General features: G+C 61.7%; 11 protein-coding genes. 6 read left to right on the top strand and 5 right to left on the bottom strand.

Annotated elements, in window-relative coordinates; all coding sequences use genetic code 11:
- Nucleotides 1–4 precede the first annotated feature (4 nt).
- On the bottom strand, nucleotides 5–922 hold the full coding sequence (osmF, locus tag GJV78_RS17020) for a glycine betaine ABC transporter substrate-binding protein OsmF (protein WP_155109465.1): 918 nt from the start codon (nucleotides 920–922) through the stop codon (nucleotides 5–7).
- A 194-nt stretch (nucleotides 923–1116) separates the two neighbouring features.
- Nucleotides 1117–3414 carry a beta-glucosidase BglX gene (bglX, locus tag GJV78_RS17015; RefSeq protein WP_155109464.1) on the bottom strand — a complete coding sequence of 766 codons (2298 nt, stop codon included), beginning with the start codon at nucleotides 3412–3414 and terminating at the stop codon, nucleotides 1117–1119.
- Between the two features lie 212 nt (nucleotides 3415–3626).
- Here bglX and dld point away from each other — a divergent pair, with 212 nt between their 5' ends.
- On the top strand, nucleotides 3627–5357 hold the full coding sequence (dld, locus tag GJV78_RS17010; protein ID WP_155109463.1) for a D-lactate dehydrogenase: 1731 nt from the start codon (nucleotides 3627–3629) through the stop codon (nucleotides 5355–5357).
- Nucleotides 5358–5450: 93 nt separating this feature from the next.
- On the opposite strand, the gene pbpG is transcribed toward dld, so the two are convergent.
- A complete protein-coding gene (pbpG, locus tag GJV78_RS17005; RefSeq protein ID WP_155109462.1) occupies nucleotides 5451–6377 on the bottom strand; it encodes a D-alanyl-D-alanine endopeptidase in 927 nt (308 codons plus the stop codon).
- 387 nt (nucleotides 6378–6764) lie between these two features.
- Between pbpG and GJV78_RS17000 the strand changes: the two genes are divergently transcribed.
- Nucleotides 6765–7331 (top strand): DedA family protein, encoded by a 567-nt coding sequence (locus GJV78_RS17000; protein ID WP_155109461.1) that lies wholly within the window; start codon nucleotides 6765–6767, stop codon nucleotides 7329–7331.
- On the opposite strand, the gene GJV78_RS16995 is transcribed toward GJV78_RS17000, so the two are convergent.
- Nucleotides 7328–8098 carry an SDR family oxidoreductase gene (locus tag GJV78_RS16995; protein ID WP_155109460.1) on the bottom strand — a complete coding sequence of 257 codons (771 nt, stop codon included), beginning with the start codon at nucleotides 8096–8098 and terminating at the stop codon, nucleotides 7328–7330. The genes GJV78_RS17000 and GJV78_RS16995 overlap by 4 nt on opposite strands.
- Before the next feature lie 190 nt (nucleotides 8099–8288).
- Here GJV78_RS16995 and yohP point away from each other — a divergent pair, with 190 nt between their 5' ends.
- Nucleotides 8289–8372: a small membrane protein YohP gene (gene yohP, locus GJV78_RS24290; RefSeq protein WP_015572324.1), complete on the top strand. Its 84-nt coding sequence runs from the start codon at nucleotides 8289–8291 to the stop codon at nucleotides 8370–8372.
- A gap of 61 nt (nucleotides 8373–8433) precedes the next feature.
- Here the strand turns inward: yohP and dusC are convergent, their stop codons facing one another.
- The gene (gene dusC, locus GJV78_RS16990; RefSeq protein ID WP_155109459.1) at nucleotides 8434–9372 is read right to left on the bottom strand and encodes a tRNA dihydrouridine(16) synthase DusC; all 939 of its coding nucleotides are present in this window, start codon (nucleotides 9370–9372) and stop codon (nucleotides 8434–8436) included.
- 375 nt (nucleotides 9373–9747) lie between these two features.
- Between dusC and GJV78_RS16985 the strand changes: the two genes are divergently transcribed.
- The 3 genes from GJV78_RS16985 to cdd all read left to right on the top strand — a co-directional run bounded on the left by GJV78_RS16985 (nucleotide 9748) and on the right by cdd (nucleotide 11858).
- The gene (locus tag GJV78_RS16985; protein WP_155109458.1) at nucleotides 9748–10146 is read left to right on the top strand and encodes a CidA/LrgA family protein; all 399 of its coding nucleotides are present in this window, start codon (nucleotides 9748–9750) and stop codon (nucleotides 10144–10146) included.
- Nucleotides 10143–10838: a CidB/LrgB family autolysis modulator gene (locus GJV78_RS16980; RefSeq protein WP_155109457.1), complete on the top strand. Its 696-nt coding sequence runs from the start codon at nucleotides 10143–10145 to the stop codon at nucleotides 10836–10838. The genes GJV78_RS16985 and GJV78_RS16980 overlap by 4 nt, the downstream gene beginning before the upstream one ends.
- A 129-nt stretch (nucleotides 10839–10967) precedes the next feature.
- Nucleotides 10968–11858, top strand: a complete 891-nt coding sequence (gene cdd / locus GJV78_RS16975) for a cytidine deaminase (protein WP_155109456.1) — start codon at nucleotides 10968–10970, stop codon at nucleotides 11856–11858.
- The last annotated feature ends 113 nt before the right edge of the window (nucleotides 11859–11971 follow it).

The following is an 11971-nucleotide window of genomic DNA, read 5'->3' as shown; positions in this document are numbered from 1 at the left end:
GCCGTTACTTGACCCATCCCTTTTGCTTCAGGTACTCCGCCGCTACCGCGCCGGCGTCCAGCCCCTCCACCGCGATGCGGGCGTTAAGCCGCTGCAGCGTTTTTTCGTCAAGGCTGGCGAACACCGGCTGCAGCCAGTCGCCGATCTGCGGCCAGTCCTGCAGAACCGCCTCCCGGACCACCGGCGCGGGCGCGTAGATCGGCTGAACGCCCTGGGGATCGCTGAGGGTGCGCAGGCCCAGCGCCGCCACCGGACCGTCGGTGCCGTAGGCCATCGCCGCGTTCACGCCGGAGGTCTGCTGGGCCGCGGCCTTGATGGTCACCGCGGTATCGCCGCCGGCCAGCGACAGCAGCTGATCCTGGCCGAGCTTAAAGTCATAGGCTTTTTCAAAGGCGGGCAGCGCGTCCGGACGCTCAATAAATTCCGCCGAAGCGGCCAGCCGGAAGGCTCCCCCCGCCTTCAGGTAGCGCCCGAGGTCGGCCAGCGAGACCAGCTTGTTTTTTTCGGCCAGGTCCTGGCGCACCGCAATGGTCCAGGTATTGTTGGCGGGGGCGGGGGTCAGCCAGATCAGCCGGTTTTGCCCGGCGTCCAGCTTTTTCACCTTCTCATAGCCCGCCTGGGGGTTTTTCCACGCCGGATCGCTCTCCGCTTTGAAGAAAAACGCGCCGTTGCCGGTGTATTCAGGGTAGATATCCAGCTCGCCGGAGGTGATGGCTCCGCGCACCACCGGGGTGGTGCCGAGCTGCAGCTTGTTCACCGTTTTAACGCCGTGGCTCTCCAGCACCTGCAAAATAATATTGCCCAGCAGCGCCCCTTCGGTGTCTATTTTCGATCCGACCTTAACCGGCGATGCCGCCTGCAGCGGCAGGCTTATTGCTGCCAGCAGGGCCAGCGCACCCGCAATGCGGTTTAACGTTTTCATGCTGCTTTCCTCACGCTTTTGTATCCCTTTTCAGGAACTTGAGAAATGAGCATAGTTGAAAATGGCGCTTCCCGACAACGCAGCGCCGGGACTGAGCGCCAGTTTCGGACTAAGACCCCGCCTCTGTGCCCCCGTCAGGACGCCGGAGATATAAAAAAGGGCCGCGTTCCCGGCCCGTTAACGACGGCGAACCGCTACAGCAGTTCGAATTCGCCCTGCTTCACGCGGGCGGAGTCGAGGCCGATAAAGACGTTGAACCTGCCCGGCTCGGCATCGAACTTCATCCGCTGGTTCCAGAACTTCAGCGCCTCGATATCTATCGGGAAGCTGACGGTGCGGGTTTCACCCGGCTTCAGGGAGATCTTCTCAAAGCCCTTCAGCTGCTTCACCGGGCGGCTTATGGAGGCGGTGACGTCCTGCAGGTACATCTGCACTACCGTCGCCCCCTCGCGCCTGCCGGTGTTGGTTACCTGCACGCTGGCGGTCACGCTGCCGTCGCGCCGCATGGCCGGGGCGGAGAGCGTCACGTCAGACACCGTGAAGGTGGTGTAACTCAGCCCGTAGCCAAACGGATAGAGCGGACCGTTGGCCTCGTCGAAGTAGCGCGAGGTGTATTTGTTCGGCCGCTCGGCGTTATAGGGCCGCCCGGTGTTCAGATGGCTGTAGTAGACCGGGATCTGCCCCACCGACCGCGGGAAGGAGATCGGCAGCTTGCCCGACGGGTTGACGTCGCCGAACAGCACGTCGGCGATAGCGTTGCCGCCCTCGGTGCCGGCAAACCAGGTTTCAAGTATCGCATCGGCCTGCTGGCTCTCTTTCACCAGCGCCAGCGGGCGACCGTTCATCAGCACCAGCACCAGCGGCTTGCCGGTGGCCTTCAGCGCCGCGATCAGATCGCGCTGGCTTTGCGGAATGGTAATATCGGTGCGGCTGGAGGCTTCATGCGCCATACCCTGCGCTTCACCCACCACCGCCACCACCACGTCGGCGCGCCGGGCGGCGCTTACCGCCTCGTCGATCATCGCCCGGGGCGTCCGTTCATCAACCTGCACCGCCGGTTCATACTGGTTGAGAAAGTCGATGATGCCTTTGTTATCGGTCAGATTGGCCCCTTTGGCGTAAATCACGCTGCCGGCGTCGCCCACCGCGTTTTTAATGCCGGTCAGCACGGTCACCGACTGGGCTACCACCCCCGCCGCGGACCAGCTGCCCATCACGTCGCGCTTGCTGTCGGCCAGCGGCCCCACCACCGCAATAACGCCCGATTTTTTCAGCGGCAGGGTGTCAAGGCGGTTTTTCAGCAGCACCAGGCTTTCCCGCGCCACCTCGCGCGCCTCCTGACGGTGCAGGCGGCTTTCGGCAAAGGTGTCCTGCGGGTCGGATCCCTTCGGCCCCAGATGGCTGTAGGGATCGTTAAACAGCCCCATATCATATTTAACGTTCAGCACGTGGCGCGCCGCGTCGTCCAGCTCGGCCATCGTCACCTTACCGCTTTCAACCAGACCCGGCAGGTATTTGCTGTAATACTCGTCGGCCATGCTCATGTCGATACCAGCTTTCAGGGCGACCCGCACCGCATCCTGCGGATCGGCGGCGACGCCGTGGTTAATCAGCTCCTTAATCGCCCCGTGATCGGAAATGGTAATGCCCTTAAAGCCCCACTCGTCGCGCAGCAGATCCTTCAGCAGCCAGGCGTCCGCCGCCGCCGGGGTGCCGTTCAGGGCGTTGAGGGCCATCATTACCCCGCCGCTGCCCGCGTCCAGCGCCGCCTTGTAGGGCGGCAGGTAGTCGTTAAACAGGCGCTGGGGGCTCATATCGACGGAGTTGTACTCCTTGCCACCCTCCACCGCGCCGTAGGCGGCGAAGTGTTTGACGCTGGTCATCACCGAATAGCGATCCGCCGGGCTTTTGCCCTGCATCTCTTCAACCATGGTTTTTCCCATAATGGCGGTCAGATAAGTATCTTCACCGAAGCCCTCGGAGGCCCGCCCCCAGCGCGGATCCCGCGACACATCCACCATCGGTGCCCAGGTCATGTTCAGGCCGTCGTCCGCCGCTTCGTAAGCCGACACCCGGCCCACGGTTTTGACCGCCTCCAGGTTAAATGAGGAGGCCAGGCCCAGGCTGATGGGAAAAACGGTGCGCTGGCCGTGCACCACATCAAAGGCGAAAAAGAGCGGGATCTTCAGGCGGCCCAGCGTCATCGCCTGATCCTGCATCACCCGGATATCCGGGCGGGTGACGGTGTTGAAGATCGCCCCCACCTGCCCTTTGCCGATCATGTCGCGGATCGCCTCTTTCGGATTATCCGGCCCGACGCTGATTAGGCGCAGCTGGCCTATTTTCTCATCGACGGTCATTTTTCCGAGCAGATCGGTGACGAACGCATCCCGCGCCTCGGGCGTCAGGGGAAGGTTGCCGGAGGCCGTCTCCGCCAGCGTCGGCTGCGCTGCCAGACTCACCGCGACACCCACTGCACATAGCCATTTCATGTTGTTTCTCTCTTTCTGTTAGCCCGACGTAGCGGCAAAAATATAGCAAAAACCGCAGTTTGCTTTAAGCGTAATCGTGGCGGAAGCAGAAAGCGAAGGATATTCACCAATTTTCGGGACCTGGCCCGCGAGCGCGCAAATCGGACGCGCATATCGTGATATGACGCGCTATGCTTAGGGACGCCATTTTGACTCACCACAAGGAGTGGAAAATGCCTGACAACATGACACCTGATAATAAAGCATTCCTGAACGAACTCTCCCGCCTGGTCGGCGCTTCCCATCTGCTGACCGAACCGGCTAAAACCGCCCGCTATCGCAAGGGCTTCCGCTCCGGCCAGGGCGACGCGCTGGCGGTCGTGTTCCCCGGCTCGCTGCTGGAGCTGTGGCGCGTGCTCAGCGCCTGCGTGAAGGCGGATAAAATTATTCTGATGCAGGCCGCCAACACCGGACTGACGGAAGGCTCCACCCCCAACGGCAACGACTACGATCGTGATATCGTGATTATTAACGTGCTGCGCCTCGACAAACTGCAGCTGCTCGACAAAGGCGAACAGGTGCTGGCCTTCCCCGGCACCACCCTCTACTCGCTGGAGAAAGCGCTTAAGCCGCTGGGGCGCGAGCCGCACTCGGTAATCGGCTCCTCCTGCATCGGCGCGTCGGTGATCGGCGGCATCTGCAACAACTCCGGCGGTTCACTGGTTCAGCGCGGCCCGGCCTACACCGAAATGTCGCTGTTCGCCCGCATCAACGAGCAGGGCGAGCTGCAGTTGGTGAACCATCTGGGCATCGACCTCGGCCAGACGCCGGAGCAGATCCTCAGCAAGCTGGACGATGAGCGCATCAGAGCGGAAGATGTGCGCCACGACGGCCGCCACGCCCACGATCACGACTACGTCACCCGCGTCAGGGACGTGGAGGCCGACACTCCGGCGCGCTATAACGCCGATCCGGATCGGCTGTTTGAGGCCTCCGGCTGCGCCGGCAGGCTGGCGATTTTCGCCGTACGCCTCGACACCTTCGAAGCGGAAAAAAATCAGCAGGTGTTTTATATCGGCACTAACCGACCGGAGGTGCTGACGCAGATCCGCCGCCATATCCTCGCCAACTTCGCCAGCCTGCCGGTGGCCGGCGAGTATATGCATCGGGACATCTATGACATCGCGGAGAAGTACGCCAAAGACACCTTCCTGATGATCGACAAGCTCGGCACCGACAGGATGCCCTTCTTCTTCAACCTGAAGGGGCGCACCGATGCGATGCTGGAAAAAGTAAAAATTTTCCGCCCCCACTTTACCGAGCGGACGATGCAGAAGTTTAGTCATCTGTTCCCCAGCCATCTGCCGGCGCGGATGAAAACCTGGCGCGACAAGTATGAGCACCACCTGATGCTGAAGATGGCGGGCGACGGCGTGGCCGAAGCCCAGAGCTGGCTTACCGACTTCTTTAAAGAGGCCGAAGGCGACTTTTTCGCCTGTACGCCGGAGGAGGGCAACAAGGCGTTCCTGCACCGCTTTGCGGCGGCGGGGGCGGCGATTCGCTATCATGCGGTGCACGCCGACGAGGTGGAGGATATTCTGGCGCTGGATATCGCCCTGCGGCGTAACGACACCGAGTGGTATGAGCATCTGCCGCCGGAAATCAACGACAAGCTGGTGCATAAACTCTACTACGGCCACTTTATGTGTCACGTCTTCCATCAGGACTACATTGTGAAAAAAGGCGTTGACGCCCACGCCCTGAAGGAGCAAATGCTGGAGCTGCTGCGCCAGCGCGGGGCGCAGTATCCGGCCGAGCATAACGTGGGCCATCTGTATGAGGCACCGGAGACGCTGGTCAGCTTCTATCGCGAAAACGATCCGACCAACAGCATGAACCCCGGCATCGGTAAAACCAGCAAGCGGAAGTACTGGAAAGAGGCCGCCTCCGAACCGGAGAGCTGAAAACCGTCAGCCCCGCTCTCCTCAATAACGCCGGAGCGTTCTCTCCGGCGTTTTCTCCCCGGCCAACGTTCCCTGCAACGCCCCCGGAGGGCGCTAATCGTTCTGCGCGGTCTGCCCGCCGGCGGCCATCTGCGCGGCCTTCTGCTTTTTATAGCTCAGGGCGGCGGCGGGAACCGGCATCACCTTCCCGGTTTCAAGCCATGTGCGCAGACGGCTGGCGTCGGCAAAATGGGTGTATTTCCCGAAGGCGTCCATCACCACCAGCGCCACCGGCCGGTTGCCGATCGCCGTGCGCATCACCAGGCAGTGGCCCGCCGCGTTGGTAAAGCCGGTCTTGGTCAGCTGGATGTTCCAGTTATCGCGCCAGACCAGGTGGTTGGTATTGCGAAACGGCAGCGTATAGGTGGGGTGCGAAAAGGTCGCCATCTCTTCACGGGTGGTGCTCAGTTGGCCGATTAGCGGGTAGTGCCTGCTGGCGATCAGCAGCTTCGTCAGATCCCTGGCGGTGGAGACGTTATGCTCCGACAGCCCCGTCGGCTCCACGAAGCGGGTATGGGCCATCCCCAGCACCTTCGCCTTGTCGTTCATCGCCTTAATAAAGGCGCTGTAGCCGCCGGGGAAATGGTGCGCCAGGCTCGCCGCCGCCCGGTTTTCCGAGGACATCAGCGCCAGCAGCAGCATCTCCTTACGGCTGATTTCGCTGTTCAGACGCACCCGGGAGTAGATGCCTTTCATCTCCGGCGTCTGGCTGATATCAACCTTCAGCTTTTCATCCAGCGGCAGCCGCGCGTCGAGCACCACCATCGCGGTCATTAATTTAGTAATTGAGGCAATCGGCCGCACCAGGTCCGGATGGTTGGTATAGAGCACCTGTTGCGTATTCAGATCGACGATCATCGCGCTGCCGGAGGCAATCTCCGGCCGGGCGGCCGCAGACGGTGCGGCGGCCAGCGCCTGCGGTACAAGGGGGACGGCCAGCATCAGGGCAAGGCTTAAAAGTGAAGCTCGAAATGTCTGCATGATAAGTTTTCAGATAATGATTCATACGCGCATAACGCGCGCCGCTGGAGTAAGGCCTGGCCGGCGCAGAGATCCTGAAGGCGGATCGTCCGCAGGCGTTAACCCGTCGGGCCAGGTCCTGCCACGTTACCCAAGCTGGCCGGCGCATCATAGCGACCCGTCACCGCCGCCGCCATCAGAAATTGGTCACCAAAAGTTGCACGCGCCGTTTTACACAGGTGGCAGAGAAACGGCCGGAGCGCCGCGTCCGTTTCAGTGTAGGCCAGCGCTGCGCTTCCCTCCAGCGGCAGCCGCCGTTGACGGGCCGCTGCGTCAACGATTTCACCGGCATCCGGCAGCGCCGGCGTTCAGGATGTATGCTGAAAAGAGCGGAGGTTATTACAACGTATGGATATCAACAGCCTTATTTCACACTATGGCTATGCCGCGCTGGTTATTGGCAGCATGGCCGAAGGGGAGACCATTACCCTGCTGGGGGGCGTGGCGGCCCATCAGGGATTACTCAGATTCCCGCTGGTGGTGCTCTCCGTGGCGCTGGGGGGGATGATTGGCGATCAGCTGCTCTGGCTGTTGGGACGCCGCTACGGCGGCCGACTCCTGCGCCGCTTCGCCCGCCATCGCGGTCGGATCCGCCGGGCGCAGAAGCTGATCCAGCGCCACCCCTGGCTGTTCGTCATTGGCACCCGCTTTATGTACGGGTTTCGCATTATCGGCCCGCTGATGATCGGTGCCAGCCGGCTGCCGCCAAAAATTTTTCTGCCGCTCAATATCGTCGGGGCGCTGCTGTGGGCGCTGATTTTTACCAGCCTCGGCTACGTCGGCGGCGAAGCCATCGGCCCGTGGCTGCACGATCTGGACAAGCATCTTAAGCACTGGATCTGGCTGCTTCTGGCCGTGGCGCTGGTGGTGGGCGTGCGCTGGTGGCTGAAGCGTCGCAGCAGGGAGAGGGATTAACCGCCCCCGCCCGGCTTAAAATGGGCATTGGCCAGCATAAACCCGCCGTCCACGATCAGCGACTGGCCGGTGGTATAAGCCGCGTCGTCCGAACAGAGCCAGGCCACCAGGCTGGCCACCTCGTCCGGCGCGCCCATGCGACCCAGCGGAATCGACGGCTCCTCTCCGGGCCTGACGTCGCCATCCTGCCGATCGTTCATCGACGTGGCGATGGCCCCCGGAGCCACGGCGTTAACCAGTATGCGATGCGCCGCCAGCTCCAGCGCCATCGACCGGGTCAGGCCGCCCAGCGCGTGCTTGGCGGCGGTATAAGCGCAGGCTTCCGGCAGCGGCGTATGCTCATGTACCGAGGAGATATTGATGATTCTCCCGCCCTGCCCCTGGGCCACCATCCGGCGGGCGGCAAGCTGTGCGCAGAGGAAGGCTCCGTCAACGTCCACCGTGAAGATCTTTCGCCAGTCGGCGTAGGAGGTCTCAAGAAACGCCGCCTTGCTCATCGTGCCGGCGTTATTCACCAGCACGTCGATGCGCCCCAGCCGCGCGATCAGCGCCTCCAGCGCCCCGGCCCCGTGAGGAAGCTGGCTGAGATCGAGGCGATGGGTTTCCGCCCGCCCCCCGTACTGCCGCACCTCGCGCGCCGTTTCCCGCGCCCCCTCTTCGTCAGAGTGCCAGGTAATGCCGATATCGAATCCATTACGCGCCAGCCGTAGCGCGCACGCCTTGCCAATGCCTGAATCGGATGCCGTTACAATCGCCACGTTTGCCATACCGTTCTCCGGGTTAGTCAGGGCCTCAGAGGGCCGGGCTGTATTCCTTCACCGGGGCTGGCGTCAAGAGCCTTGCGACACTCGTGAACGGTAAGGGACACCGCCTAAGTATAGAAGCGACCGGCGGCGGCGGGCGGAACGCACATTCTTTTCCTATACTTGCCCTGAACCTGGCGAAAAAGGAAAGGCGATGAAAATTCTGCTGTGGGTAATTTTAATTATTTTTCTGATTGGGCTGCTGGTGGTGACCGGCGTATTTAAGATGATTTTCTGACCGCGCGTCGGATTAACGCTGCGGCAGGGCCGGAAGGCGGCGCTGCGCCCTTTCCGGCTTTTCAGCAGCGAAGCGCCTGAACCGCCCGCGCGATATCAGGCGAATTATTCAGCGCGCGGATCGCCTGGAACAGCGCGGTCGCCTGCGGATACGTCTTGCGTAAATACCCCAGCCACTGCTTGATCCGCGCCACGTGATACAGTCCGGTATCCCCCTGCTTCTCCAGTCGGGTATATTTTTGCAGCAGCGCCACCACCTCCGGCCACGGCATCGGCGGCGCGTTATCTTTTACCACCCGGCTGAGGTTAGGCACGTTCAGCGCTCCGCGGCCGATCATCACCGCGTCGCAGCCGCTTGCCGCCATGCACGCCCGGGCGCTTTGCCAGTCCCGGATTTCACCGTTGGCGATCACCGGTATCTTCAGCCGCCTGCGGATTTCGCCAATGGCCCGCCAGTCGATATGCTCCGCCCGGTAGCCCTGCTCTTTGGTACGCCCATGCACCACCATTTCCGTGGCCCCCGCCTGCTGGACCGCGTCGGCAATCTCAAACTTGCGCTCGCTGCTGTCCCAGCCGAGGCGCACCTTTACCGTCACCGGCAGATGGGACGGCACCGCCTCGCGCATGGCTTTTGCCCCCTGATAAATCAGCTCCGGGTCCTTTAACAGCGTCGCCCCGCCGCCGCTGCCGTTGACCATTTTCGACGGGCAGCCGCAGTTCAGATCGACGCCCCAGGAGCCAAGCTCCGCGGCGCGGGCGGCGTTCTCCGCCAGCCACTGCGGATATTGTCCCAGCAGCTGTACCCGCACCGGGGTGCCGGAGGGGGTGCGGCTGCCGTTGTGCAGCTCCGGGCAGAGGCGGTGGAAGACCTTAACCGGCAGCAGCCGATCCACTACCCGCACAAACTCGGTGATGCACAGATCGTAGTCGTTTACCTCGGTCAGAAGCTCGCGTACCAGCGAGTCGAGTACGCCTTCCATCGGCGCAAGTAGCACACGCATAGTGTTATCCGCAAAGAAAAGAGGCGCTATGGTAGCGTCTCTTTCCCGCCCTTAAAAGGGCCGGGCGCGGAACACTATCGGCTTAAACTCTGTAGCGGGATAAATAAGGCAGTACGCCGCGCTGCCCTCCCTGAAGGGCGCTTAAAACGCGATGCGTTGGTGCGCCCGCTAAAGTATGCGCAAAGTCTTTATAAGCTCTCTATGCTTTCTGTACGGTCAGCGCTGCGTTATGGCTTTACCGGGTCGCCCGCAGGCCGGGCAAAGAGCGCGTGTTCCTGCTGTCTATAGGGAGTATGCTAACAAATCATGATGTGATCCATAGCACATTTTAGAGATTAATTGTATGATGAATCCTTCTCATTAAGGAATTACGCCATGAGTAAGACATTAAATTTCATCTGGCAATATGCACGCGCTTTCATCCTGATCTACGCCTGCCTGTACGCGGGAATTTACGTCGCGTCCCTGCTCCCCATCACCATTTCCGGCAGCATCATCGGTATGCTGCTCCTGTTTGTGCTGCTGGCGCTGCAAATTATTCCGGCGAAGTGGGTCAACCCCGGCTGTTATGCCCTGATCCGCTATATGGCGCTGCTGTTTGTACCGATCGGTGTCGGCGTGATGCAGTATTTCGATCTGCTGCGCGCGCAGTTTGGTCCGGTAGTGGTTTCCTGCGCCATCAGTACGCTGGTGGTTTTCCTGGTGGTGAGCTGGAGCTCGCATCTGGTGCATGGTGAACGTAAAGTCATTGGGCAGAAAGAGGCCAAAAAATGATGGCATATATCTGGTGGTCATTGCCGCTAACCCTTGCGGTATTCTTCGCCGCGCGCTGGCTGGCGGCACGCTTTAAATTTCCGCTGCTGAATCCGCTGCTTATCTCCATGCTGGTGATTATCCCGTTCCTGATGCTTACCGGCATTTCCTACGAACACTACTTCAAAGGCAGCGAGCTGCTGAACGACCTGCTGCAGCCCGCCGTCGTTGCGCTGGCCTATCCGCTGTATGAGCAGATCCACCAGATCCGCGCCCGCTGGAAGTCCATTATCACCATCTGCTTCGTCGGCAGCGTGGTGGCGATGGTCACCGGCACCTCCGTGGCGCTGCTGATGGGGGCCACCCCGCAGATCGCCGCGTCGGTGATACCGAAGTCGGTTACCACCCCTATCGCCATGGCGGTGAGCAGCAGCATCGGCGGCATCCCGGCGGTGAGCGCGGTGTGCGTGATTTTCGTCGGCATCCTCGGCGCGGTATTTGGCCATACGCTGCTCAACCTGATGCGTATCCGCACTAAGGCCGCTCGCGGGCTGGCGATGGGCACCGCCTCCCACGCCCTCGGCACCGCCCGCTGTGCGGAGCTGGACTATCAGGAAGGGGCCTTCAGCTCCCTGGCGCTGGTTATCTGCGGGATTATCACCTCGCTGGTCGCCCCGGTGCTCTTTCCGGTGATCCTCTCGGTGGTGGGCTAGAATATGCGGTTATTCGCACATTTCCCCTTTAGGTTTCATAATTTGCAACTTTAGTGGGATGCAGATCACACATAACCGGCCAGTGGGTCCGTAAACTGGCGTCCCGTTACATTGTTATGAGGCAACGCCATGCATCCCCGTTTTCAAACTGCCTTTGGTCAGCTTATGCCGGAGCTGCAGTCCGCGCTGGCTCCGCTGCTGGCGGACAGGCACTTTCCCGCCCTGCTGCACGCGGAGCAGGTTTCGGCGCTGCGGGAAGCCTCTGGGCTGGACGACGACGCGCTGGCCCTCGCGCTTCTGCCGCTGGCCGCCGCCTGCGCGCGCGCCGATCTCTCCGCTTTTAACGTCGGAGCCATCGCCCGGGGCGTCAGCGGCAACTGGTATTTTGGTGCCAATATGGAGTTTATCGGCGCTACCCTGCAGCAGACCGTACACGCGGAGCAGAGCGCTATCGGCCATGCCTGGCTGCGCGGTGAAAAAGGCCTGTCCGCCATTACCGTCAACTACACCCCGTGCGGCCACTGCCGCCAGTTTATGAACGAGCTGAACAGCGGCCTTGACCTGCGCATTCATCTGCCGGGACGCGAGACGCGCCCCCTGGGCGACTATCTGCCGGATGCGTTCGGCCCCAGGGATCTGCAGATAACCACCCTGCTGATGGACGAACAGCATCACGGCTTTATCCCTGAAGGCGATGCCCTGGCGAGGGCGGCTATCGCGGCGGCGAACCGCAGCCATATGCCCTACAGCCGCTCCCCCAGCGGCCTGGCGCTGGCGTGTCAGGACGGCGCTATCTTCAGCGGCAGCTATGCCGAAAACGCCGCTTTCAACCCGTCGCTGCCGCCGCTGCAGGGCGCGCTGAACCTGCTTAACCTTAACGGCTATGACTACCCGGATATTCAGCGCGCGATCCTTGCGGAAAAAACCGGGACCGCGCTCAGCCAGTGGGAGGCCACCGCCGCCACCCTGAAGGCGCTGGGCTGTCAGCAGATCGAATGGGTAGCCCTCAGGCTCGCATAGGGGCCGCCGGGCTAAAAGGGGCGGGTTTTCGCAACGCCGCCGGATACTGATTTTCATCCGGCGCTTTGCTGAAAATCGCCGCAAACGGCTCGCCGTTTCTTGCGCTACGCCGT

It is taken from the genome of Intestinirhabdus alba (assembly GCF_009711095.1).
GTDB lineage: Bacteria > Pseudomonadota > Gammaproteobacteria > Enterobacterales > Enterobacteriaceae > Intestinirhabdus > Intestinirhabdus alba.
Note: the sequence above shows the minus strand (reverse complement) of the source record. Positions and strands in the feature narration are given on the sequence as shown.

Bases quoted from the DNA above. Each gene is read 5' to 3' on its own strand.
- osmF (WP_155109465.1), bottom strand. From the start codon at position 922: ATGAAAACGTTAAACCGCATTGCGGGTGCGCTGGCCCTGCTGGCAGCA.
- bglX (WP_155109464.1), bottom strand. From the start codon at position 3,414: ATGAAATGGCTATGTGCAGTGGGTGTCGCGGTGAGTCTGGCAGCGCAG.
- dld (WP_155109463.1), top strand. From the start codon at position 3,627: ATGCCTGACAACATGACACCTGATAATAAAGCATTCCTGAACGAACTC.
- pbpG (WP_155109462.1), bottom strand. From the start codon at position 6,377: ATGCAGACATTTCGAGCTTCACTTTTAAGCCTTGCCCTGATGCTGGCC.
- GJV78_RS17000 (WP_155109461.1), top strand. From the start codon at position 6,765: ATGGATATCAACAGCCTTATTTCACACTATGGCTATGCCGCGCTGGTT.
- GJV78_RS16995 (WP_155109460.1), bottom strand. From the start codon at position 8,098: ATGGCAAACGTGGCGATTGTAACGGCATCCGATTCAGGCATTGGCAAG.
- yohP (WP_015572324.1), top strand. From the start codon at position 8,289: ATGAAAATTCTGCTGTGGGTAATTTTAATTATTTTTCTGATTGGGCTG.
- dusC (WP_155109459.1), bottom strand. From the start codon at position 9,372: ATGCGTGTGCTACTTGCGCCGATGGAAGGCGTACTCGACTCGCTGGTA.
- GJV78_RS16985 (WP_155109458.1), top strand. From the start codon at position 9,748: ATGAGTAAGACATTAAATTTCATCTGGCAATATGCACGCGCTTTCATC.
- GJV78_RS16980 (WP_155109457.1), top strand. From the start codon at position 10,143: ATGATGGCATATATCTGGTGGTCATTGCCGCTAACCCTTGCGGTATTC.
- cdd (WP_155109456.1), top strand. From the start codon at position 10,968: ATGCATCCCCGTTTTCAAACTGCCTTTGGTCAGCTTATGCCGGAGCTG.